20 protein-coding genes are annotated in these 23,041 nt (G+C 72.6%); 16 read left to right on the forward strand and 4 right to left on the reverse strand.

The annotated features are described in order from the left end of the window. Positions 1 to 19: 19 nt before the first annotated feature. Complete coding sequence (locus KM933_RS06885) at positions 20 to 1,078, reverse strand: amidohydrolase family protein (protein WP_308013281.1); 1,059 nt, start codon at positions 1,076 to 1,078, stop codon at positions 20 to 22. A gap of 71 nt (positions 1,079 to 1,149) precedes the next feature. On the opposite strand from KM933_RS06885, the gene KM933_RS06890 reads away from it, so the two are divergent. Genes KM933_RS06890 through KM933_RS06900 form a run of 3 tightly spaced genes read left to right on the forward strand, consistent with a single transcriptional unit; the run spans position 1,150 to position 3,529 of the window. Continuing rightward, a complete protein-coding gene (locus KM933_RS06890; protein ID WP_308013282.1) occupies positions 1,150 to 2,913 on the forward strand; it encodes a bifunctional 3-(3-hydroxy-phenyl)propionate/3-hydroxycinnamic acid hydroxylase in 1,764 nt (587 codons plus the stop codon). Positions 2,914 to 2,966: 53 nt separating this feature from the next. Beyond that, positions 2,967 to 3,194: a hypervirulence associated TUDOR domain-containing protein gene (locus KM933_RS06895; protein WP_221349204.1), complete on the forward strand. Its 228-nt coding sequence runs from the start codon at positions 2,967 to 2,969 to the stop codon at positions 3,192 to 3,194. Beyond that, positions 3,191 to 3,529 (forward strand): DUF3140 domain-containing protein, encoded by a 339-nt coding sequence (locus KM933_RS06900; protein WP_221349206.1) that lies wholly within the window; start codon positions 3,191 to 3,193, stop codon positions 3,527 to 3,529. The genes KM933_RS06895 and KM933_RS06900 overlap by 4 nt, the downstream gene beginning before the upstream one ends. 159 nt (positions 3,530 to 3,688) lie before the next feature. Here the strand turns inward: KM933_RS06900 and KM933_RS06905 are convergent, their stop codons facing one another. Then, positions 3,689 to 5,017, reverse strand: a complete 1,329-nt coding sequence (locus tag KM933_RS06905; protein ID WP_430727288.1) for an APC family permease — start codon at positions 5,015 to 5,017, stop codon at positions 3,689 to 3,691. Between the two features lie 513 nt (positions 5,018 to 5,530). Here KM933_RS06905 and KM933_RS06910 point away from each other — a divergent pair. From KM933_RS06910 to KM933_RS06970, 13 genes are all read left to right on the forward strand, one after another. Continuing rightward, positions 5,531 to 6,844 (forward strand): glycosyltransferase, encoded by a 1,314-nt coding sequence (locus tag KM933_RS06910; RefSeq protein ID WP_308013283.1) that lies wholly within the window; start codon positions 5,531 to 5,533, stop codon positions 6,842 to 6,844. After that, positions 6,841 to 7,941, forward strand: a complete 1,101-nt coding sequence (locus KM933_RS06915; RefSeq protein WP_308013284.1) for a glycosyltransferase family 4 protein — start codon at positions 6,841 to 6,843, stop codon at positions 7,939 to 7,941. Before KM933_RS06910 ends, KM933_RS06915 begins: the two co-directional genes overlap by 4 nt. Beyond that, positions 7,938 to 9,092: a glycosyltransferase gene (locus KM933_RS06920; RefSeq protein WP_221349208.1), complete on the forward strand. Its 1,155-nt coding sequence runs from the start codon at positions 7,938 to 7,940 to the stop codon at positions 9,090 to 9,092. Before KM933_RS06915 ends, KM933_RS06920 begins: the two co-directional genes overlap by 4 nt. After that, positions 9,092 to 10,081, forward strand: coding sequence for a glycosyltransferase family 2 protein (locus KM933_RS06925; RefSeq protein ID WP_221349210.1), 990 nt, complete (start codon positions 9,092 to 9,094; stop codon positions 10,079 to 10,081). The genes KM933_RS06920 and KM933_RS06925 overlap by 1 nt, the downstream gene beginning before the upstream one ends. 139 nt (positions 10,082 to 10,220) lie before the next feature. Beyond that, positions 10,221 to 10,907 (forward strand): ANTAR domain-containing protein, encoded by a 687-nt coding sequence (locus KM933_RS06930; protein ID WP_221349212.1) that lies wholly within the window; start codon positions 10,221 to 10,223, stop codon positions 10,905 to 10,907. Between the two features lie 58 nt (positions 10,908 to 10,965). Further along, on the forward strand, positions 10,966 to 11,895 hold the full coding sequence (locus KM933_RS06935) for a GAF and ANTAR domain-containing protein (protein WP_221349214.1): 930 nt from the start codon (positions 10,966 to 10,968) through the stop codon (positions 11,893 to 11,895). Between the two features lie 367 nt (positions 11,896 to 12,262). Beyond that, positions 12,263 to 13,438, forward strand: coding sequence for a spore photoproduct lyase family protein (locus tag KM933_RS06940; RefSeq protein ID WP_221349216.1), 1,176 nt, complete (start codon positions 12,263 to 12,265; stop codon positions 13,436 to 13,438). Between the two features lie 118 nt (positions 13,439 to 13,556). Continuing rightward, a complete protein-coding gene (locus tag KM933_RS06945; RefSeq protein ID WP_221349218.1) occupies positions 13,557 to 14,573 on the forward strand; it encodes a DNA topoisomerase IB in 1,017 nt (338 codons plus the stop codon). A 58-nt stretch (positions 14,574 to 14,631) separates the two neighbouring features. Then, positions 14,632 to 15,483 carry a GNAT family N-acetyltransferase gene (locus KM933_RS06950; RefSeq protein ID WP_308013285.1) on the forward strand — a complete coding sequence of 284 codons (852 nt, stop codon included), beginning with the start codon at positions 14,632 to 14,634 and terminating at the stop codon, positions 15,481 to 15,483. A 984-nt stretch (positions 15,484 to 16,467) separates the two neighbouring features. After that, positions 16,468 to 17,763, forward strand: a complete 1,296-nt coding sequence (locus tag KM933_RS06955) for an ice-binding family protein (protein WP_221349222.1) — start codon at positions 16,468 to 16,470, stop codon at positions 17,761 to 17,763. Positions 17,764 to 18,015: 252 nt separating this feature from the next. Continuing rightward, positions 18,016 to 18,645: a DUF5819 family protein gene (locus tag KM933_RS06960; RefSeq protein ID WP_308013286.1), complete on the forward strand. Its 630-nt coding sequence runs from the start codon at positions 18,016 to 18,018 to the stop codon at positions 18,643 to 18,645. Further along, entirely contained in the window at positions 18,635 to 19,789 is a 1,155-nt protein-coding gene (locus KM933_RS06965; protein ID WP_221349226.1) for an HTTM domain-containing protein, read from the forward strand. The genes KM933_RS06960 and KM933_RS06965 overlap by 11 nt, the downstream gene beginning before the upstream one ends. Positions 19,790 to 19,955: 166 nt before the next feature. Beyond that, a complete protein-coding gene (locus KM933_RS06970; protein WP_221349228.1) occupies positions 19,956 to 20,165 on the forward strand; it encodes a DUF397 domain-containing protein in 210 nt (69 codons plus the stop codon). A 65-nt stretch (positions 20,166 to 20,230) separates the two neighbouring features. On the opposite strand, the gene katG is transcribed toward KM933_RS06970, so the two are convergent. Together katG and KM933_RS06980 are read right to left on the reverse strand one after the other, a co-directional pair. Next, positions 20,231 to 22,462, reverse strand: coding sequence for a catalase/peroxidase HPI (gene katG, locus KM933_RS06975; RefSeq protein ID WP_221349230.1), 2,232 nt, complete (start codon positions 22,460 to 22,462; stop codon positions 20,231 to 20,233). A gap of 34 nt (positions 22,463 to 22,496) precedes the next feature. After that, the gene (locus KM933_RS06980; RefSeq protein ID WP_221349232.1) at positions 22,497 to 22,934 is read right to left on the reverse strand and encodes a Fur family transcriptional regulator; all 438 of its coding nucleotides are present in this window, start codon (positions 22,932 to 22,934) and stop codon (positions 22,497 to 22,499) included. Positions 22,935 to 23,041: the final 107 nt, after the last annotated feature.

Below are 23,041 nucleotides of genomic sequence, written 5' to 3' on the forward strand. Positions count from 1 at the left end.
CGGCGGCCGGGGACGGCCCTCAGTCGGCGCCGGGCTGGACCAGCTTGAACAGCAGCCGGGCGGCGGCGCGCCGCGCCCCCGTGCGCAGGCTCGTCCTGGAGGCCGGGGCCGGAGCCGTGGCCGTGGCCGGTCCCGCCGGCCCGCCGAAACGGGGGAAGAGGACCTCGGCGCTGCCGCGGTCGACCGCCGCCAGGGTGCCCGGGTCGACCCCGGTGTCGAGTCCGGCGGCGAAGTACTGGCCGGCCGCGGCGGGGGCGAAGGGCCAGTCGCTGCCGAACAGGACGTGCCCGGGGCGGGCGAAGGCCAGCAGGGTGGGCAGTGCGGCGGGGCTGGAGGACAGGGCGGTGTCGAAGTAGAAGCCGCGCAGGTCGTCCAGGACGTCCAGCGGGCTGCGGCCGGTGTCACCGGCGAGGGCGGCGGCCATGCGGTGGGAGGCGTACGGCACGAAGCCGCCCCCGTGGCCGAGGACGAACCGGATGCGCGGGTAGCGGCGTACGGTGCCGTTCCGCACCAGCAGGTACGCGGCCCGCGTGGTGTCCAGGAGGAAGTCCGCGGCGAACGGCGGGATGCCGTCGACGGCCGGGGCCGGCAGATCGGCCGGGTGGACCAGCACCACGGCGGACCGGTCGTCGAGGGCCCGCCACAGGACGTCCTGGCCGTCCGCGCCGAGGTAGGTGCCCCGGCTGTTGGCCAGCAGGATGACGCCGTCGGCCCCGAGCCCGTCCAGCGCCCGCGCGGCCTCGGCGGCGCAGGCGGCGGCGTCGGGCATGGGCAGGGTGGCGAACCAGCCGAGACGGCCGGGGTGCTCGCCCGGGAGGGCCGCGCAGAAGTCGTTGAGCCGGCGGGCCAGGCGGGCGGCCTCGCCCGGATCGCCGAGGAAGCCGGTGCCGGGGGTGGAGACGGACACGAGGGCGGTGGCCGTCCCCAGCAGGTCCATGAACTCCAGGGCCGCCCCGGCGCTCCAGTCCGGCAGGGCACGGCCGCCCGCCCCGGTGATGCCAGACCTGGCGAGGAGGTCGCGGTAGAAGGGCGGGAGCAGGTGCTGGTGGACGTCGATGCGGCGGGACGAACCGGTCACGCGGCGGCCTCCTGGACGGGGTCCGGTCGGGAACGGGGAACACATACGGAACGCGTACGGACGGCACTGTCGTGACGGGCCACCGGCGGGGCCACCCGGCGAGCGGGACGGGGGAGCGGGACGCCGTGTACGACGTGGCCGTCATCGGGTACGGACCCACGGGCGCCACCGCGGCGAACCTGCTGGGCGCACGCGGTCTGCGCGTCGTGGTGCTGGAGCGCGACGCCGAGGTCTGCCCCCGCGCCCGCGCCATCTCCACCGACGAGGAGGTGATGCGGATCTGGCAGCGCGCCGGGCTGGCCGAACGGCTGGAGCAGGACATGCTGGCCGACCGGCCGGTGGACTTCGTGGACGCACAGGGCCGTACCTTCCTCCACGCCCACCCCGTCTCACACGGGCACGGCCATCCGGCGCAGCTGTTCCTCTACCAGCCCGCGGTGGAGCGGGTACTGCGCGCGGGGGCGGCCCGGTACCCGAACGTGACGGTGCTGGCGCGCCACGAGTGCCTGCGCGTGCGCCAGGACGCGGAAGGTGTCGACCTGCTGGTGGCCACCACGGACACGGCGATCGCCGCGGGCGCGGCAGGCACCCCGGGCGCGGCAGGCACCGCGGACACGACAGCCGCCGCAGGCACGGCAGGAGCCGCGGACGCGGTCGGCGCCCCGGTGCGGTGGTTGCGCGCCTCGTACGTCATCGCCGCCGACGGCGGCTCCAGCCGTACCCGGACGCAACTGGGCGTGGGATACGAGGGGCGGACGTACGAGGACCGCTGGGTGGTCGTCGACACGGAGATGACCAGGCCGTGGCCGGACCACGACCGGCTGCGCTTCCGCTGCGATCCGGCCCGCCCGGCGGTCGACTGCCCGACGCCGCTCGGCCACCACCGCTGGGAGTTCCCCGTCCTGCCCGGCGACGACGTGTCCCGGCTGACGACCGAGGAGGCGATCCTCGGTCTGGTGGCCCGCTACGGGGTGGGTCCGGACAGCATCAGGATCCTGCGGGCCGCCGTCTACAGCCACCACGTCCGCTCCGCCGCCCGGTTCCGGGTGGGCAGGGTCCTCCTCGCCGGCGACGCCGCCCACGCCATGCCGCCGTGGATCGGCCAGGGCATGGCCGCCGGAGTGCGCGACGTCGGCAACCTGTGCTGGAAGCTGGACGCCGTGCTGCGCGGCGAGCTGCCCGAGTCGGTCCTGGACAGCTACGAGGCCGAGCGCGCACCGCACGTCAGGGAGGTGACGAGGCGCTCGGTGTTCGTGGGCCGGATCGTCACCGAGCGGCGGCGCCCCCTCACCCGCCTGCGGGACACCGTCCTGCCGCTCCTGAGCCGCGTACCGGGGTTCACCCGGTGGCTGCGGGACTCCCACTGGACCCCGGCCGCCCACTACGCCACCGGGCTCCGGGCCCATCCCCGGCCCCGCCCCTGGATCCGTCCCCGGACCCGTCCTCTGGCCCGTTCCCGGATCCGCGCGACCGGTCACCAGATCCCGCAGCCCCGTGTCACCGCGCCCGACGGGACCCGCGTACGGCTGGACGAGGTGCTCGGGGGCGGCTGGCTGCTGCTGCACGCGCGCACCGCCACCCCCCAGCCGCGGTGGGACGTCCCGTCCCTCACCGTCGTACCGGCCGGGTCCCGCCCGGCGGCGGGCACCGTCGTCGACACCGACGGCGTCCTGCTGCCCTGGTTCGCCGCGCACCGCGCGGCCACGGTGGCGCTGCGCCCCGACGCCTACGTGTACGCCGCCGCGCGCGCGGGCGCGGTCCTCCCGCCGCCCCCGCCCGGCTTCGCCCCGGCGGCCCGCCGAAATGCGCCCGGCCGTGAAGGGCGGGAGAGTTGAGGTCGTCGCGGGGGCCAGTCGACGGGGGCCGTAGCCGAGGGAGTGTGCGGATCGTGGCGAAGGAAAAGAAACTCGAGAAGGGCGACGAGGTCTCCTGGAGCAGTCATGGGCAGACCGTCCCCGGCAAGGTGAAGAAGAAGATCACCGGACGCGGTGAGGTGGCGGGGCGCAGCGTCGACGCCTCGAAGGACGAACCGCAGTACGAGGTCGAGAGCGACAAGTCCGGCCGCAGCGCCGTCCACAAGCCCGGGTCCCTGCGCAAGAAGAGCGGCGGGTCATGAGCGGGAAGGGCGACACGGGCCGGGAGGACACGATCAAGGAGTTCGGCGACGCCGTCAACATGACGCCGGGCAGCCTCAAGAAGTGGCTGGAGACGGACGACTCCAAGAGCGTGGGCCAGTCCGACGGCGGCGAGAGCGTGGGGCACGGGTACGGGCGCCGCATCGTCGGGCTGCTGGAGAAGAAGAAGGCCGACCTGACCGACGACGACATCGCGCACATGCGGAAGGTCGTCGGTTATGTGCACCGGCACCTCAAGCAGCAGCCCTCCGGTGACGTCACGGACACCAGATGGCGGTACTCCCTCATGAACTGGGGGCACGACCCGAAGAAGTGAGCCGGCGGTGGGCGGGAGCGGTCCCCGCCCGTCCCCGCCCCGTCCGTTCCCGTTCCGTCCGCTCCCGCTCCGTCCGTTCCCGTTCCGTCCGCTCCCGCTCCGTCCGTTCCCGTTCCGTCCGTTTCCGCCCCGCCCGTGCGCTTGCCCGCCAGGTCCGGGTCAGCGGGCGCGCCGTAGCCGCACCGCCGCGACGACGCCCAGGGCCGCGCCCACCGCGAGCAAGAGCAGCCCCCGCAGCCAGACGTCCCGTTCGATCTGGGTCGCGAGCACGACGCAGGACACCGCCCCCAGGACCGGCACGACCGTGGGTGCCTTGAAATGGTCGTGGGCGACCGCGTCCCGGCGCAGGACGAGGAGCGCGGTGTTGACGAAGAAGAAGACCACCAGGAGGAGCAGCACCAGGGTCGAGGCGAGGGTGGCGACGTCACCGGTCAGCGCGAGCAGGAGCGAGAGCACCGTGGTGGCGGCGATCGCGGCCCAGGGTGTGCGCCGGCCCGGCAGGACCTTGGTCAGGAATCCCGGCAGCAGACCGTCCCGGGCCATGCCGTAGGCCAGCCGCGAGGACATGATGCCGGTGAGCAGCGCGCCGTTGGCCACCGCCACCAGCGCGATGGCGCTGAACACCTCCGTGGGGACCCCGCCCGCCGCCCGGACGACCTCCAGGAGCGGACCGCTGGACTCCGCCAGCTTCCCGGTCGGCACGGCCGCCGCGGCCGCGGCCCCCACCAGGGCGTACACGGCGCCCGCGGTGACCAGGGCCCCGAAGAGCGCCCTGGGGTACGCGCGCCGGGGGTCGCGGGTCTCCTCGGCCACATTGACCGACGTCTCGAACCCCACGAACGAGTAGTAGGCGAGCACCGCCCCGCTCAGCACGGCGGCGGCGGGCCCGTTCTCCGACGTGCCCAGGTCCACCAGCCGACCCACGTCCCCGTCGCCGCGCAGCACGATCCAGGCACCGAGCCCGATCACCAGCACCAGTCCGCCGACCTCGATGACCGTCGCGACCGTGTTGGCCCGCGTCGACTCGCTGATGCCGCGCGCGTTCAGCAGGGCCAGCGCACCCAGGAAGACGATCACCACGAGCACCACGGGGAGCGTGATGAACTCGGACAGGTAGTCGCCGCCGAAGCCGCGGGCCAGGGCGCCCACCGACACGATGCCGGCGGCCAGCATGCAGAACCCGGCGAGGAACCCGGCGAAGGGCCCGTAGGCCAGGGTGGCGTAGTGGGACGCACCGCCCGCGCGCGGGTACTTCGTGACCAGCTCGGCGTACGAGGCGGCCGTCAGCAGCGCCAGGCACAGCGCCACGACGAGGGGCACCCACACGGCGCCGCCCGCGTCGGCCGCGACCTGGCCGATCAGGACGTACACGCCCGCGCCCAGGACGTCGCCGAGGATGAAGAAGTAGAGCAGCGGGGTGGTCAGGACCTTTTTGAGCGCGGTGGGGGCGTCCGACGACGTCCGGGGCTCGACGGGAGGAGTGTGCACGGGATGCCGTATACCCGGTGGAGTGCCCGGCAGGCGGCGGATCGCCCGGATGCCCGCCCTGTGCCCGGCGTCACAGGGCGGGCTGCACCCGCGGCGACGGATTTCCCACGACTGTGACGCCGGAGGCGGACCGCGGCTCCGGTGGGCGCGTCCCGGTCTTGAAGGAGGGGGCGGGGCGGCCGTGTTCACCCGGCCGGCCGAGCCCGGCATGCCGCCGGTCCGTCCGCGGGAGACGATGGGACGCGGAGATCGAGACGCGGAGATCGAGACGCGCAGATACGGCCTCCGCCGTGCTCCACGCGGCACCACGGTGCCCCGCCGGGACCCGAAGGGCGGGGCGGCCCCGCGTGACGGAACGAGGAGACGCCTGTGTCCGAACCGGTCGCCCACCGCCATCCCGCGAAGCCACCCTCGCAGACGTCCGCCTCCCGACCCGGCGCGACGGCGGGGCCGGGCCGCGGGTCGGCCGACCCGGCGACCGGTGCGGCTGCCGGAACTTCCGGTCCCGGTCCCGTGCGCGCGACGGCCGTCGTCACCGGGTCCATGTCGGCGTCCGCGTCCGCGTCCGCGTCCGCGTCCGTGCCCGTGACCGCTGACGGCACCGGGCCCGCGTCCAGGGCTCCCGGCAGCACGGGTACGGCGTCCGAGGCCGCCCCCGGCACCGGCCCGCTTCCCGGCACCACCGCCACCACCGCCCCCTCCGGCCGGGCCCCCGCGCCCGCCGCCCCCTCCCGCTCGCCTGTCGGCTCCTCCCGTCCGTCCGCCGACCCCTCCCGCCCCATCCGCGTCGCCTCCGTCCCCGCCGGGCACGTCTACGTGCGGCACCTGTCGCCGCCCGGGGGCGACAGGGTGGTCCGGCTGGTCGATCCCCGGCCCTGCACGGCGCCGAGCGGGTCCCAGCAGTGGTGGCCGCCGGTCATGCTCGAACCGGGCTGGGTCGACGCGCACGCCGGTGACTTCGACGTCTTCCACCTCCACTTCGGCTTCGACGCGCAGAGCCCCGCGGCGCTGCGCGCACTCGTCGAGGCCCTGCGGCGCAACGGCAGACCGCTCGTCCACACCGTCCACGACCTCGTCAACCCCCACCACCGGGACGAGGCCGAGCACCGGGCGCAGCTGGACGTGCTCGTCCCCGCCGCGGACCGGATCATCACCCTCACCCCGGGCGCCGCGGCGGAGATCGCCGCACGGTGGGGCCGTACCGCACTGGTCCTGCCGCACCCGCACGTGGTCGGGGCCACCGGTCTCGTACGCCCCCGGCCCGAACGGGACACCTTCACGGTCGGCGTGCACGCCAAGAGCATCCGCCCCAACATGGACCCGCTGCCCGTGGTCCGCGTGCTCGCCGACGCGCTGTCGGAACTGCCCGACGCCGTGCTGCGCGTCGACTGCCACCCGGAGATCGACGACCCGGCAAGCCACTGGTACGCGCCCGGTGTGCTCGACGAGCTGCGCGCGACGGCCCGCGAGGAGCGGCTGGAGCTGCACGTCCACGACTACTTCGACGACGAGGCGCTCCACGACTACCTGATCAACCTCGACGTGTCCGTGCTGCCCTACCGCTTCGGCACCCACTCCGGCTGGCTGGAGGCGTGCCACGACCTGGGGACCACGGTCCTCGCCCCGTCCTGCGGGTTCTACGCGCAGCAGCGGCCCTGCCTCACCTACGGTCACGACCGGCGGGGGCTGGACGCGGTGTCGCTGCGCGAGGCGGTGCGTACGGCCCACGAGCTGCGCCCCGCCTGGCGGGCCGACCCGGCCGACCGCCGGGCCGAACGCCTCCGCCTCGCCCGGGAGCACGAAGCGCTCTACGCGGACCTGTTGTGACGGCTGCCGTGCGGCCCGCGTCGCAGCCCGCACCCGCGCCCCTGCGGATCGCCCTGATCGCCTCCGCCCGGTACCCGATCCGCGACCCCTTCGCCGGCGGACTCGAAGCGCACACCTGGACCCTGTCCAAGGCCCTGCGCGGACGCGGCCACCAGGTGACGATCTTCGCGGGGCCGGGCTCGGACCCCGCGCTGGGGGTGGTGGAGATGCCCTTCCGCCCGCCCCGGATCAGCGCCGTCGCCCGCCGGGACACGAGCATGGTGGCCGCGCACTGGCTGGCGGAGCACCACGCCTACCTGGAGCTGATGCTCGACCTCTCCCGCGGTCCGGCGCGGTACGACATCGTGCACAACAACAGCCTGCACTACCTGCCGGTGGCGATGGCCGCCGCGCTCCCCGTCCCCGTCGTCACCACCCTCCACACCCCGCCCACCCCGTGGCTGGAGTCGGCCATCCAGGCGGCGCCGCGCTGCCCGATGCGGTTCAGCGCGGTCAGCGACCACACCGCCGCGGCCTGGCGGCACGTCGTGCCCGCCGCCACCGTGGTGCGCAACGGCATAGACACCCGGCGCTGGCGCCCGGGCCCCGGCGGGGAGGACCTGGTCTGGTCGGGCCGGATCGTGCCGGAGAAGGGGGCCCATCTGGCGATCGAGGCCGCACGGCTGGCCGGCCGCGGGCTGCGGCTCGCCGGACCCGTGGGGGACCCGGACTACTTCGAGGGGTGCATCCGCCCGCGCCTGGACCGCGCGATCACCTACGTGGGCCATCTGCCCCAGCCGGAACTGTGCGAGCTGGTCGGCTCCTCGGCCGCCGCGGTCGTCTCCCCCTGCTGGGACGAACCGTACGGACTGGTGATCGCGGAGGCACTGGCCTGCGGTACCCCGGTGTGCGGATTCGCCCGTGGCGCCCTGCCGGAGATCGTGACGCCCGACTGCGCCCGGCTCGTGCCGCCCGGCGACTGCGAGGCGCTGGCGAGGGCCGTCGGGCCGACGACCGGTCTGTCCCGCGCCGACGCCCGGCGGCACGCGGAGGACTTCTGCTCCATGAAGGTCATGACCCGCAGCTACGAACGCTTCTACCGGTCGGTGTCGGCATGAACGGCATCAATGACGTGAACGGCATGGGCGGTATGACCGGAGCGACCGGGGTAACCGGAGCAACCGGCGTGATCGGCTACTACGTGCACCACCAGGGCAGCGGTCACCTGAACCGCGCCCGGTGCGTCGCCGCGCACTGCCCCCTCCCGGTGACCGGCCTGTCCACCCTGCCCGCACCCGGGGACTGGCCCGGGAACTGGGTGCGCCTGCCGAGGGACGACGACGGCGACCCCGCGTCCTTCGGCGACGTGACCGCGAGGGGCAGGCTGCACTGGGTACCCGTCCGGCACGCCGGGCTCCGCGGGCGCATGGCACTGATCGCACGGTGGATCGCGGAGACCTCGCCCCGGCTCCTGGTGTCCGACGTCTCCGTCGAGGTGGCCCTGCTGGCACGGCTCCTGGGTATTCCCGTGGCGGTGGCGGCGATGCGGGGCGAGCGGACCGACCTGCCGCACCGGACGGCGTACGGCCTGGCCGAGCTGCTCCTCGCCCCCTGGCCTGCCGCCCTGCCCGAGCCCGGCCGGCCCGCGCACTGGCAGGCCAAGACGGTCCACACCGGCGCCTTCTCCCGCTTCGACGGCCGTCCGCACCCCGTACTCCGTCCGGAGCCCGTGTCCGCCCGGGGGGACACGGACCGGACGCGCCCGCGCCGGGTGCTCCTCATGATGGGTACGGGCGGGACCGACCTGACCCCCGGAGAGGTGAAGGCCGCGCGGGCGGCCACCCCCGGCTGGCGGTGGACGACGCTCGGCGGCCCGGGCGGCGGATGGTCGGCCGACCCGTGGCCCGCCCTGTGCGCGGCGGACGTCGTGGTCACCCACGCGGGTCAGAACGCCCTGGCGGAGTGCGCCGCCGCCCGCCGCCCGGCGGTGGTCGTCCCGCAGGAGCGGCCCTTCGGCGAACAGGCCGCCACGGGACGTGCCCTGGTCCGCGGCCGGCTCGCGGTCGTCGTCCCCCGGTGGCCCGCGGCCGGGGACTGGCCCGCCCTGCTGGAACGGGCCCACGCGAACGGCGGCGGGCGATGGGCCCTGTGGGCGCCCGGCGACGGCGCCGCGCGGGCCGCGACCGCCCTGGCCGACGCGGCCCGGACCGGCCCGGCGGGGACCGGCCCGGCGGGGACCGACGCGGCCCGGGCCGGGCGGGCCCTCTGATGCGTACGACGCGTACCCCTGCCCCGCCGGTGATCACGGCGGTGCGCACCGGCAGGGCACGTACCGCCGTGATCACCCTCGCGGCCGGCCGGCACCGGCATCTGGCCCTCCAGCAGGCCGGACTCGCCGCCGGTTCGCGCTCTCCCGACCAGTACGTCGTCGTCGCCATGGACGACCCGGAACTGGGTGCCGTCCTCGCCGGCCGGCGGCCCGCCGCGACCGTCGTCGACTGCCCGGTACGCGACGGGAACCTGCCCCTGGCCCGCGCCCGGAACCTCGGCGCCGCCCATGCCCTGGCGCACGGCGCCGACCTGCTGGTCTTCCTGGACGTCGACTGTGTCCCCGGTGAGGAACTGCTGGAGCGTTACACGCAGGTGGCACGCGATCCCGCCCACCACCGCTCCCTGCTCTGCGGCACCGTCGCCCACCTGCCGCCCCCGGCTCCGGCCGGCTACCGCCTGACGGACCTCCCCGCCCTCGCCGGGCCGCACCCCGCCCGGCCGGCGCCCGCGCCCGGCGAGACCCGCGTCGCCGCGGACCACACGCTCTTCTGGTCGCTGTCCTTCGCCCTGACCGCCGACACCTGGCACGCCGTCGGCGGCTTCTGCGAGGAGTACGAGGGATACGGCGGCGAGGACACCGACTACGGTCAGCGGGCCCGCGCGGCCGGTGTCCGGCTCACCTGGGTGGGCGGTGCACCGGCCTACCACCAGTACCACCCGGTCTCCGACCCGCCGACGGGGCACCTGTCCGACATCCTGCGCAACGCCGGGATCTTCCGCCGCCACTGGGGATGGTGGCCGATGACCGGCTGGCTCGACGCGTTCGCCGACCGCGGACTGATCCACTGGAACCGCTCGAACGACGGCTGGGAGCGCGGCCCGGCACGCCCCGGACCCGCGACCGGACCCGGACCCGCGACCGGACCCGAACCCGGGACCGGACCCGGACCCGGAAGCGGCCCGACAACGGCGGACCTGCGCGAGTGACGGTCGGTTGCCGTTTCTGTCAGACGCTGTCACTTCGGGTGACCGAACCGACTCACTGTCACACACGGTGCGGTCCTCGCTACGCTGGCATCGCAGCCGATGCCGTTCGGAAGACACCAGGAGGGCGGTGGTCGACGCCATGGCAGCGACTGTCAGGAGCCTGCTGGACAACCTGCGTCCGGAAGCCGACGAGGAAGAGCGGCGCGCGTGGGCGGTCGCCTGCGCGCACGCGCTCGGCCTCGGCGGCATCGCCGTCTCCCTGGGGCGGGAACTGCTGTGGTTCAGCGACATGACCAGTGCCCGCCTGGAGGATCTTCAGTTCATCCTGGGGGAGGGCCCCAGCCTGCTCTTCCGGGGCCGGTCGGACGTCCGGCAGCTGCCCGACCTCGACCGGCTGCCGGCCCGGCAGTGGCCGCAGTTCGCCGCCGAGGTGACGGAACTCCAGATCGCGGCGCTGTTCGTCTGGCCCGTGCACATCGGTGCCGTACAGGCAGGGACGATGACCGGCTACCGGCGCACGCCCGGCCCGCTCGCCCCACGGCAGTCGGCGGAGGGCCGGCTGGTCGCCGACGCGCTCGCCGATCAGCTGCTGGGGAACTGGCCTGCCCCCGCCGCCGCGAACACCCACCACGGCCGCGACCGCGGTTGCAGCGGCACGGTGGGACTGCACCGCGCCGAAGTGCACCAGGCCACCGGAGTCCTCAGCGCGCGCCTCGGCGTTCCCCTGACCGAGGCCCTGGACCGCCTGCGGGGCCAGGCGTACGCCTCCGGCCGGTCCCTGACCGACACCGCCCAAGCCGTCATCGAGCGGGAACTACCGCAATGACACCACTCGACCCGTTCGACCACACGATGACCCTGTGTGGCGGACAAGGAGCTCACCCATGAGCAGGGAGCAACACATCGCCCGTACCTTCGTGGAACTGGCCGACACGCTGGTGGAGGGCTTCGACGTCATCGGCTTCCTGCAGCAGATGACCGTTCGCTGCCAGGAACTCCTCGACGTCGTCGACGCCGCGGTCTTCCTGTCGCACACCGGCCCGCACCTGTACAGCCCCGCACCGTGCGACCCCAGTCCCGCCCTGCAGCGCGTACTGGACGTGGCCTGTGTGCAGGGGCCGGCCGCGGACGCCTACCGCAGCGCCCGGCCGGTCGACGCGCGCAGCCCGGAGGACGCGGCCGGGCGCTGGCCGGAGTTCGCCTCGCGCGTGCAGCACGCCGGCTACTCCCTGGCCACCGCCCTGCCGATGCGGCTGCGCCAGGACACCATCGGCAGTCTGCTGCTCCTGCACGCGGCTCCCCGTCCGATGGACGCCGAGGACCTCGCTCTCGGTCAGGCCCTCGCCGACGCCGCCACCATCGGCCTGCTGCACTCACGCACCATCCGCGAGCAGGGCACCGTGAACGAACAGCTCCACACCGCCCTGCAGAGCCGCATCGTCATCGAACAGGCGAAGGGCCTGCTGGCCGCCCGCCGCAACATCAGCCTCAATCAGGCGTTCGACATGATGCGCCGCTATGCGCGGAGCCACCGGATCCTGCTCGGCGGCGTCGCCCGGGACGTCATCGAGAACGGCTCCTCGCTGCGCAGCCCGCCCGTCCCGCGTGCTGAGCCCGGCCGGCCCGGGAAGCACCGGGAGAGCCCCGAGCACCCGGAGAACCAGAAGGGCTCCAAGGACCGGAACCCCCCGGAGGGCCGGAAGATCCCGAAGAGCCGGAAGATCCAGGAGGGTCGGAAGACCCCGGAGACCCCGGAGACCCCGGAGAGCCAGGAGGACCAGGAGAACCCGGCAGGCCCGGCCGACGCCGGATGACACCGTACCCGGCCGTATCGGACCGGCCGGAGGACCACCGGACCGGCCGGAGGACCACCGGACCGGCCGGAGGACCACCGGACCGGCCGGAGGGCCCGTCCCGTACGGCCTGTGCCCGACCCGCGCCCGGACCCGCGCCCCCGTACGGCCTGCGCCCCGCGCACGCTGCCTTCCGTGCGCGCACTGCCCTCCGCGCGTGTCCCGCCGACGCACGGCTTTCTGGCGGCGCGCGACTGACGCACGACTGACGCACGACTGACGTGCGTCAGCCGCGCGACGAGTTCCGGATGCGGGCGGCCAGGGACCGCACGACCACCGGGACCGATACCGCCGTGAATGAGACACTTGAACCGGAAAGGAACAGCACGTGGATCAGCCGGCGGACCGAACCGACTCGGGGGAACCCGAGCAGCAGACACTTTTCGAGTGGGCGGACACCGCGCCCGCGCAGACCGTGGACGGAACGTTCCGGCACAGCCCGCAGGCGCGCCGGATGCTCGACGTGCGAGAGGTCTACGCGGAACCGGCCGCCCTCGACTCGCCGCGCGGCCGGCAGATCATGGCCCGGCTGCCCGGAGTGCGTGTGACCGAGGTCGCCAGCCACTGGCAGATCCCCTCCCTCCACGGCAACGACGGCAACATCGGCCGGTGGGCCCGCACCAAGACCGAGACGCTCGTCCTCGGGGTCAAGCACAAGCTCGTGACGCGCCCCAACGGCAGATCGGCCGACTGGATCGCCCCGGGTGCCTCCAACGGCTGCGCGATGGCCTGCGCCTACTGCTACGTCCCGCGTCGCAAGGGGTACGCCAACCCCATCACGCTGTTCACCAACATCGAGGCGATCGTGGCCCACGTCCGGCGCCACGTACACGCCCGGGGCCCCAAGACGGAACCCAACCAGTGCGATCCGAAGGCGTGGGTCTACGACATCGGCGAGAACGGCGACTGCTCCGTCGACGCCCTGGTCAGCGACAACACGGCCGATCTCGTCGCGGCCTTCCGGCACCTGCCGACGGCCAAGGCGTCCTTCGCGACCAAGTTCGTCAACCCCGACCTGCTGGCGCTCGACCCGCGGGGCCGCACCCGGGTGCGGTTCTCCGTCATGCCGGCCGACGACGCCAGGCTGCTGGACATCCGCACCACCCCGGTCCCCGAGCGGATCGCGGCCGCCGCCGACTTCCTCGACGCCGGGTACGAGGTCCACTTCAACCTCTCGCCCGTCGTGCTGCGCCCGGGGTGGGAGCGGGACTGGGCCGACCTGCTCACCCACCTCGACGACGTCCTGCCCACCCGTGTGAAGGACCAGGCGGCGGCCGAGATCATCATGCTGACCCACAACCAGGCGCTCCACGAGGTCAACCTGGGCTGGCACCCCCGGGCCGAGGACCTGCTGTGGCAACCGGAGATCCAGGAGACCAAGCGCTCGCAGAACGGAGCGCTCAACGTCCGCTACGCCCTGGAGACCAAGCAGCGGTCCCTGGTGCGCCTGCGGCACCTGCTGTCCGCGCACGCGCCGTGGCTGCGCATCAGATACGCCTTTTGAGGCGTACTTCCCGGGGTGTGCCTTTTGGGGGAGACGGCCGAGGGAACCCACGTCCGTGCAACGCATGCAACGTATGCAACGTGTGTGACACATGCGACGCGGGCGGAGGAGGTACGTGATGCGGTTCCGGACGAGTGACCTCACGGGCCCGGGCTACCGGCGGCGCCGGCACGGCCGCGGTTTCGGTTACCGCGACACCGGGGGCCGGCCCCTTCCCGAGGGCCCGGAGCTGGAACGCGTACGCGCTCTCGTCATCCCGCCGGCCTGGAAGGACGTCTGGATCTCCCCGTACCCGAACGGCCACATCCAGGCGGTGGGCACGGACGAGGCCGGCCGCCGCCAGTACCTCTACCACCCCGCCTTCCGTGAGCAGCAGGAGGCGGCCAAGCACACGCGGATCCTGGAGGTGGGCGCCGCCCTGCCGGAGGTGAGACGCCAGGTCGCCAAGGGCCTGGAGGACCGCGGCCTGACCCGGGAAAGGGTCCTCTCACTCGCCGTCCGCCTGCTCGACCTGGGCTTCTTCCGGGTCGGCGACGACCGCTACGCGAAGGCGAACGAGTCCTACGGCCTGACGACCGTACGGCGTCACCAGGTCACCTGTCGCCGGGGCGCGGTCGGTTTCGACTACGCGGCGAAGAGCGGACGCCGCTACTGCCGGGAGATCGTCGACGAGCAGGCCCACGACATCGTCCGGGCCCTGCTGCGCCGCCGTGACGACGACGACCACCTCTTCGCCTACTACGCGTCGCGCCGCTGGCACACGATCGACGCCGCCGACCTCAACGGGCACCTGCGGGGCCTCGCGGGCCTCGACATCACCAGCAAGGACTTCCGGACCTGGCACGCCACGGTGCTGGCGGCGGTCGCGCTCGCCGTGTCGGACCCCGTCGCCGGCACCTCGCCGAGCGCCAGGAAGCGCGCGTCCGCGCGGGCGGTCCGCGAGGTGGCCGGCTACCTCGGCAACACCCCGTCGGTCTGCCGGGCCTCCTACATCAACCCGCGCCTGTTCGAGCTCTTCGACGAGGGGAGGACCATCGCCCCCGCCCTCACGTCCCTGGGCTCGGTCCCGGAGGCGGGCGGCCTGGCGACACAGGGGCCGGTGGAGGAGGCGGTACTGCGGCTGCTGAGCGAGTAGGCCCCGCCGGTGATGAAAAGGGATGCGCCCGAATCGTTCCACCTTATATCATCCGCCGGTGAATATCACAGGAAAGCCATTCTTCTGCGATGTCGAGCTGGCTGAGCGAATCGAACGGGCCGAGGCGCAGCTGATCGCGAACGGAAGCACGGCCGCGCACCGCCGCAACGGGGACGGTGCGGGTTTTCTGAAACCGGTCGCGGGGGGCGTGGCCTCCTTCGCGGAGGACGCGTCGCCGCTCAACAAGGTCGCCGGGCTCGGATTCGGTGGCGTGCCCGACGAGGGCCTGCTCGACGAGGTCGAGCAGGCATTCGCCGACCGGGGCGCTCCCGTACAGGTCGAGTTGGCCCACTTGTCGGACCCGGCCGTCGGCGCCGTGTTGACGGAGCGGGGATACCGGCTCACGTCCTACGAGAACGTGCTCGGCCTGCCGCTGACCGGAACGTACGAACGCTCCGAGGCCGAAGGGATCGAGATCCGGCTCAGTGGCGAGGAGGACTTCGAGGAATGGCTCGACGTCGTCGCGGACGGCTTCGCCCATCCCGACACGCAAGGCGTCGCCTCCCAGGAGGAGTTCTCGCGCGAGATGGTCGCCGCGGCGATCCGCGATCTGGTGGGTGCCGCCGGTGTGCGGCGGTACAGCGCCCTGCGTGACGGCGTGGTGGTGGGAGGAGCCAGTGTCCGCCTGGCCGACGGGATCGCCCAGCTGGCGGGCGCGGCCACCGCCCCGGCCCACCGGCGCCGGGGCGTTCAGACGGCCTTCCTGGCGGCCCGGCTCGCGGACGCCGCCGCGGCGGGTTGCGATCTGGCCGTCGTCACCACACAGCCGGGCTCGAAATCCCAGGAGAACGTACAACGACAGGGATTCCACCTGCTCTACACCCGCGCCGTACTCGTGAAACAGGCATGAGATCACGCACGATGCCCACAGCCGGTAAGTCGGTGATTCGGTGACGTGGTGATTCAGCGCTGAACGGGCGCCGTTCTTTTCGGCTGTCACCCTTTGAGCTCGTAACGGGATCTCGTCGGAGTGCTCTGGTCGGGCGTGACCGACGTGGCGATTCGTCCGTTCGGAATGGTGTGTGCGGCCATGGATCGTGGGCGCCGATTTACGGGCGTCGACCGGGCGGCTGCTGCCACCCCGGCCGCAGAAGTCGCCAGACCTGCAGCCGGTGACGGATCGACTGCGCCTCCGGGGCCTTCTTTCTGTACGTGCTCCACGACGACATGGCCTGGCGACTCCTGCCCTGGAGCTGGGATCTGGCTCGGGACGGACCTGCTGGCGACGTCTGGACCGCCGGCGGCGGGCCGGTGTCTTCGACCGGTCGCACCGCGTTCCGCTCGCCGAGCTGGATGCGGCCGGCGGACTCGACCGGTCGCGAGTGTTGTGTGGACGGCTCCCGCATCCGCGCGAAAAGGGGAGCCGACAGTGGTCCGTCACCGGTCGACCGGCGCAAGACGGGCGGCAAGCACCACTTGATCTGCGACGGACGCGGCTCCCCGCTCAAGATCGTGTCACGAGATCACAGGGTCGCGCTTTTCGAGGCGGTTGCACGGAGGAGTGAATAAAACCGAATCTCACAGTATTACTGTCGGTGTGGCTTGGGTGGGATCGCATCGATCACGAGAGCGCTCGGCGGCAATGCTCCAGGACGCCATCCGGGGCTGTGCAGGTTTCCCGCGGTGCGTCCGTGCTCCGTGACCGGTGCCACATGGCCCCTTAAGCATTTCTATGTATTTCACGAGGCCATTTGCCTGTTCCATGTGCGACGCGCGAACCAAACGTCGCCTGGATTCTCCGCGTACGTAATATGCCCGCGAAAGAAGCAGGCGATTGCGTGCGACCGCGAATCGCCGGGCAGGCACCACCCCTCTCACAGGAGTTGGCCCCTCGATGACGCTGAATATTCCTGACGCGCCGCTACGGCGCATCATGTCGGTCTGGATCGCCGCGGTGGCGGCTGCGGTGATCGCCGCTGCCGTACTCGTGATGACGCCGACGCGCGCGCATGCCGTCGCGACCCCTGTGCCCTTGGGTACGGCGGCCGGTTTCGGAGTGCTGGCCGGTGCGACGGTCACCAACACCGGCCCCACGGTCGTGGAAGGCCTCGACGTCGGTGTGAGCCCCGGGACGGCCATCACCGGGTTCGCCGCGTCCGACGGAGGACCCGGCATCGTCACCGCGCCCGGCGCCCTGCACTCCGCCGACGCCGTCGCGGGCCAGGCCAAGAGCGACCTGACCACCGGGTACAACCAGGCCGCCGGACAGTCCCTGCCGGACGCGGTGTACAACGACGCCCCCCACGAGTACGGCGGCCAGACGCTGACACCGGGTCTCTACCGGGCGAACAGCTCCGCGCAGATCACTGGCACCCTCACCCTGGACGCCCAGGGCGATTCCAGTGCCGTGTGGGTGTTCCAGGTCGGCTCCACGCTGACGACGGCGTCCGCCAGTTCGGTGAACCTCGTCAACGGCGCCTCGCCGTGCAACGTGTACTGGCAGGTGGGCAGTTCGGCCACGCTCGGCACCGATTCCACGTTCGTGGGCACCATCCTGGCCGACACGTCGATCACCGCCACCACGGGAGCGACCGTCAACGGCCGACTGCTGGCCGACGCGGGCGGCCGCGGCGACGGCGCCGTGACGCTGGACTCCAACAGGATCTTCCTGGGGCCGTGCGCGGCCGGCGGCACCACGGGCGGCACCACGGGCGGTACCACCACGGGCGCCACGGCCGGCACCACGGGCGGTCTCGTCTCCGGCGGTCTGATCGCAGGCGCCACCACCGGTGGCACCACGGCAGGGACCACCGGTGGCACCACGGCCGGCGTCATCGGCGGCGTACCGACGGGCGGTGGAACCGGCGGCGCCCTCGGTGGCCTGGTCGCGGGTGTCACCTCCGGCGGAACCACCGGTGGGAACACGGGCGGAACCACGGGAGGCGTCTCGGGCGGCTCCATCGGTGGCGGCCACGGCAGCACGGGTGGCGGCCACGGTCATGGCGAGAGGCCGGGCAAGCCCGGTAAACCCGGTAAGCCCGGTAAGCCCGGTAAGCCCGGCGGCCACGACCACGGCGGGAAGCCGGGGGGCCACGGCGGTTACGGCGACCGGCCCGACCACCACGGCAAGCCCGGCCACCACGAAGGACATTCCGGCGGGCACGAGAACCACCACGGGAAGTCCGCCTAGTTCCGGGTGAGCGGGTGAGCAGGACGGGGGCGCGCGGCGGATCGTCATCGATTCCGCCGCGCGTCTCCCGTGAAGGCCGCGGAGAAGCGGAGAAATGGAGAAGCCTGGATGGAATGGCCGGGTGGGGCCGTGCGGGGCGGAGTCGGAACGGTGGACGCCGGCGAAGTGGACGGGCCCGGCGCCGGGTCGGCCCGGCGGGGGGACGGAAGACCTCCGGAACCGTCGAGGGCTTCGGGTCGTCCGCCCCGTCCCGTGAAGGTTCTGAGGGCGGGCACGGGAGCTACCGTCGTCCTGTGCCTGGCGACGGCCCTGCTCCATGTGTTCCTGGTGTTCTTGCACGTGGCGCCCCCGAACCCCCTCTCCCGGCAGTACAGCCGACAGATCGACGCTTGGGTTCTCCCCCTGTTCGAACAGAACTGGCGGCTCTTCGCACCGGATCCCGAGTCGGTCAACCGGCAGATCTCGGCGAGGACCGCGCACACCACTCCGGACGGTCGCGTCCAGGTGAGCGGATGGTTCGATCTGAGCGCCCTCGACAACTCCGCGGTGAAGCACCATGTCTTCCCGAGTCACTCGGCGCAGAACGCGCTGCGGCGGGCCTGGAGTTCCTACCTGGAGACGCACGGAGGCGACGACCGACCGCACTCGCAGCGGGCGCTGATGATGCAGCACTACCTGACCAACATCGCGGCGGACCGCATCACGGCCCACCGCGACGGAACCTTCGAATCCGTACAGCTACGGGTGATCACGACACCCATCGCAGCTCCCGTTTTCGCTCCCGCTCCCGCCCCGGCCGGCCCGGGCTCGGCCACCGACGCGCCGAAGTCCGCCGAAACACGGTATCTGCCCTGGTGGAAGGTGGGCTCCCATGGAAACTGAGCAGCCACTCGCGTCGTACCGGCGTATGCCCGAAGCGGCGGACAGGGGGGCGCCGCACCGTGCGACGGAGCGGGGCGGGGCATCTGTCACCGTCCTCACCGCTCTCACCGCCCTGACCGAACGGCCCGTCGCCCTCTGCGCCGCGGCCGTTCTGCGGATCGGCTACGGACTTCTCTACCTCGTCTTCCTGCTGCGCGAGTTTCCGCACCGCAACGAGATCTGGGGTCCCGGATCCCCGTGGACCCCCGAGCTGGCCAGGCAGCTGTTCGACCAGACGGGGTGGGTCAGTTTCCTCACCCTGTCCGACAGCCGGCCGTACTTCGAGGTCTGCTACGCGGCGGCCCTTCTCACGTCCGCCCTGTTCATGCTGGGGTGGCGGACCAGGGTGATGTCCGTGCTCTTCGCGGTCGTGGTGGCGTCCTTCCACGCCAGGGCCATCTTCATGACCGACGGAGGAGACAACCTCATCCTCCTGATGGCGGTGTACCTCGTCCTCACCGCGTGCGGCCGGCGCTGGTCCCTGGATGCGCGCAGAGCCCGGCAGCGAACCTTCACGGGGAGGGCCGGGACGAAGAACAGGACGGCACATCCGGGCCCAGGGCCTCTCCGGCAGCAGCTGAACGTGTCACGGCGGACCGTGACGGCAGTGCTCCACAACTGCGGTATGTGTGTCATCGCGACCCAGGTCTGCTTCCTCTACGGATCCGCGGGGCTCTACAAGGTGCAGGGCGGCACCTGGGGCGACGGCACCGCCCTCCATTACGTCCTGAACCTCGACCTGTTCCGGCCGTGGCCCGAGCTCTCGCTGCTGGCGGACGAGTACCCCGTACCGATCGCCCTCGCCTGCTATCTGACCGTGCTGCTGCAGGTGGCCTTCCCGTTCGTGCTGTTCGGCCGGCTCAAGTACCCGGTCCTGGCCCTCCTGCTGGTCATGCACCTGGGTATCGCGGTGTTCATGGGACTTCCGCTCTTCTCCGGCGCGATGATCGTGGCGGACGCCGTGTTCCTGCCGGACCGTTTCTACCGGCACCTGGGACAGGTGGTGCGGCGCACGGGACGAGGGCTCATGCCGACCGGGCGAAGGAGCACCGCGGACGGGAAGCCGGTACCCGTGCCGGCACAGCCCGCACCGTCCGGTCGTTGAGGTTCTGGCCGGTCGTCGAGGTTCTGCGCCGTTGCCGGGCCTGTGCCGGACGCGGCGCGTGCGTTCCTCCCCCGCATGACGCATCGCACGACGGTGCGGTGCGCGACCTGGCGCCCACCCCGGCCGAGTGGCGCAAGTTCATCCTGCGGAGCCTGGGGGAAGCGACGTGCGAACTGTCGACCTGACTGCCGCCTCCTGGCGCAGGAGCAGCTACAGCAACCAGGACGGCGGCGCTCGCGTCGAAGTATCCGCAGACTCCGCCGCCGCGGACGTGCCCGTGCGGGACAGCGAAGACCCGTACAGCCCGGTGCTCGTGTTTCCCGCTGCCGGCTGGACCGCCTTCATACCGGCGGCCCGGGACGGGCGGTTGAACTGAACGGCTGAAGACGGGACCCGGGCCGGTCCAGGCGGACCGGCCCGGGCGTCAGACCTCGGTCGGGATCAGACCAGGTCGAAGCGGTCCGCGTTCGAGACCTTGACCCAGGCGTCGACGAAGTCCTTCACGAACTTCTCCTTCGCGTCGTCGCTCGCGTAGACCTCGGCCAGCGCGCGCAGCTCGGAGTTCGAGCCGAAGACCAGGTCGGCGCGGGTGCCGGTCCACCTGACCTCGCCGGTCGCGGCGTCGCGGCCCTCGAAGGCGGTCTGGTCGGCGGAGGTCGAGCTCCACGTCGTGCCCAGGTCCAGGAGGTTGACGAAGAAGTCGTTCGTCAGGGTGCCCGGGGTGTCGGTGAAGACGCCGTGCGAGGACTGCCCGTGGTTCGCGCCCAGGACGCGCAGACCGCCGACCAGGACGGTCATCTCGGGAGCGCTCAGGCCCAGCAGGTTCGCCTTGTCGAGCAGCAGGTACTCGGCGGGGAGGCGGTTGCCCTTGCCGAGGTAGTTGCGGAACCCGTCGGCGGCCGGCTCCAGGGCGGCGAACGACTCGGCGTCCGTCTGCTCCTGCGACGCGTCGACGCGGCCCGGCGCGAACGGGACCTCGGTGGCGAAGCCCGCGTCCGCGGCCGCCTTCTCCACGCCCGCCGCACCGGCGAGCACGATCAGGTCGGCCAGCGAGATCTGCTTGCCGCCCGTCTGCGCGGAGTTGAAGGACTGCTGGACGCCTTCGAGGGTGCGCAGCACCGAGGCCAGGCGGTCGGGCTCGTTGACCTCCCAGCCGCTCTGCGGCTGCAGGCGGATGCGCGCGCCGTTGGCGCCGCCGCGCTTGTCGCTGGCGCGGAAGGACGAGGCCGACGCCCACGCCGTGGACACCAGCTCCGAGACCGTGAGGCCCGAGGCGAGGATCTGCTCCTTGAGGGAGGCGATGTCCGCCGCGTCGACCAGCTCGTGCGTCACCTCCGGCAGCGGGTCCTGCCACAGCAGGGTCTCCTCCGGGACCTCCGGGCCGAGGTACAGCGACTTCGGGCCCAGGTCGCGGTGGGTCAGCTTGTACCAGGCGCGGGCGAACGCGTCCGCGAACTGGTCGGGGTTCTCGTAGAAGCGGCGCGAGATCTGCTCGTAGATCGGGTCGAACCGCAGCGCGAGGTCGGCCGTCAGCATCTTCGGGGCGTGGCTCTTCGACGGGTCGTGGGCGTCGGGGATGGTCCCCGCGCCGGCGCCGTCCTTGGCGACCCACTGGTGGGCGCCGGCCGGGCTCTTCGTCAGCTCCCACTCGTACTCGAACAGGTTCTTGAAGAAGCCGTGGCTCCACCGGGTGGGCGTGCTCGTCCAGGTGACCTCCAGGCCACTGGTGATGGTGTCGCCGCCCTTGCCGGTGCCGTAGCTGCTCTTCCAGCCGAGACCCTGCTGCTCCAGCGAGGCGGCCTCGGGGTCGTCGCCGACGTGGTCCGCGGGGCCCGCGCCGTGGGTCTTGCCGAAGGTGTGACCGCCCGCGATCAGGGCGACCGTCTCCTCGTCGTTCATCGCCATCCGGCCGAACGTCTCACGGATGTCGCGGGCCGAGGCGACCGGGTCCGGGTTGCCGTTGGGACCCTCGGGGTTGACGTAGATGAGGCCCATCTGAACGGCGCCGAGCGGGTTCTCCAGCTCACGGTCGCCGGTGTAGCGCTGGTCGTCGAGCCAGGTGGTCTCGGGACCCCAGTAGACGTCCTCGTCGGCCTCCCACACGTCGGCGCGGCCGCCCGCGAAGCCGAAGGTCTCGAAGCCCATCGTCTCCAGGGCCACGTTGCCGGTGAGGATCAGGAGGTCGGCCCACGACAGGCTCTGGCCGTACTTCTTCTTGACCGGCCACAGCAGACGGCGGGCCTTGTCCAGGTTGGCGTTGTCCGGCCAGCTGTTCAGGGGGGCGAAGCGCTGCTGGCCGGCGCCGGCGCCGCCGCGGCCGTCGCTGATGCGGTACGTACCGGCGCTGTGCCAGGCCATCCGGACCATGAGCGGGCCGTAGTGCCCGAAGTCGGCGGGCCACCAGTCCTGAGAGGTCGTCAGGACCTCGGCGATGTCCTGTTTGACCGCCGCGAGGTCCAGGCTCCGGAAGGCCGCCGCGTAGTCGAACTCCTCACCGAGGGGGTTGGCCACGGCGGGGTTCTTCGCAAGGATCTTCAGGTTGAGGCGCTCCGGCCACCACTGGCGGTTGCCGCCGCCCTGGGTCGGGTGCGGGGCGCGCCCGTGCGCGACGGGGCAGCCGCCCGTCTCCTCCGGCTTCGGGTCCGTGACGATCGCGTCATGGTTCTCGGTCATAAGGAAATCCTTCCGAACGGCGCGGTTCACAGGCTCAGGAACCGCTGGGGGTGGAGCAGGAGGGGCACAGGCCCCAGTAGATGACCTCGGCCTCGTCGATCGAGAAGCCGTGGTCCTGGGACGCGGTGAGGCAGGGGGCGTGTCCGGTCGCGCAGTCGACGTCGGCCACGACACCGCAGGACCGGCACACGAGGTGGTGGTGGTTGTCCCCGACGCGTCCCTCGAAGAGGGCCGGACTGCCGGGCGGTTCGATGCGTCGCACGAGCCCGGTCGCCGTCAGCGCGTGGAGGCCCTCGTACACGGCTTGCAGCGAAATGTGGCCCACGCGGGCCCGTACGCCGGAGGCGACCGCCTCGACACCGAGGTGATCACCGTCCCGGACGGTCTCGAGCAGCGCGACGCGGGCGGCCGTCACCCGCAGGCCCGCGCCGCGCAACTCCTCGGCGGTGCTCGCAGGGCGGGGTGCGGTCATGGTGCTCAACCTACTGACAGAAACACGAACAGTTCAAGTAAACGAACGATGCAAGTTTTGATGCACGGAGTTGGGGAAACGTTCGCCGCCCCGTACCGCGTTACGCC

Source organism: Streptomyces beigongshangae (assembly GCF_019710745.1).
Classification (GTDB): domain Bacteria; phylum Actinomycetota; class Actinomycetes; order Streptomycetales; family Streptomycetaceae; genus Streptomyces; species Streptomyces beigongshangae.

What these genes read in the sequence shown, in the direction of transcription:
- KM933_RS06925 (WP_221349210.1), top strand. Translation starts at nt 9,092, where the DNA reads ATGCGTACGACGCGTACCCCTGCCCCGCCGGTGATCACGGCGGTGCGC.
- KM933_RS06900 (WP_221349206.1), top strand. Translation starts at nt 3,191, where the DNA reads ATGAGCGGGAAGGGCGACACGGGCCGGGAGGACACGATCAAGGAGTTC.
- KM933_RS06935 (WP_221349214.1), top strand. Translation starts at nt 10,966, where the DNA reads ATGAGCAGGGAGCAACACATCGCCCGTACCTTCGTGGAACTGGCCGAC.
- KM933_RS06980 (WP_221349232.1), bottom strand. Translation starts at nt 22,934, where the DNA reads ATGACCGCACCCCGCCCTGCGAGCACCGCCGAGGAGTTGCGCGGCGCG.
- KM933_RS06965 (WP_221349226.1), top strand. Translation starts at nt 18,635, where the DNA reads ATGGAAACTGAGCAGCCACTCGCGTCGTACCGGCGTATGCCCGAAGCG.
- KM933_RS06920 (WP_221349208.1), top strand. Translation starts at nt 7,938, where the DNA reads ATGAACGGCATCAATGACGTGAACGGCATGGGCGGTATGACCGGAGCG.
- KM933_RS06955 (WP_221349222.1), top strand. Translation starts at nt 16,468, where the DNA reads ATGACGCTGAATATTCCTGACGCGCCGCTACGGCGCATCATGTCGGTC.
- KM933_RS06945 (WP_221349218.1), top strand. Translation starts at nt 13,557, where the DNA reads ATGCGGTTCCGGACGAGTGACCTCACGGGCCCGGGCTACCGGCGGCGC.
- katG (WP_221349230.1), bottom strand. Translation starts at nt 22,462, where the DNA reads ATGACCGAGAACCATGACGCGATCGTCACGGACCCGAAGCCGGAGGAG.
- KM933_RS06930 (WP_221349212.1), top strand. Translation starts at nt 10,221, where the DNA reads ATGGCAGCGACTGTCAGGAGCCTGCTGGACAACCTGCGTCCGGAAGCC.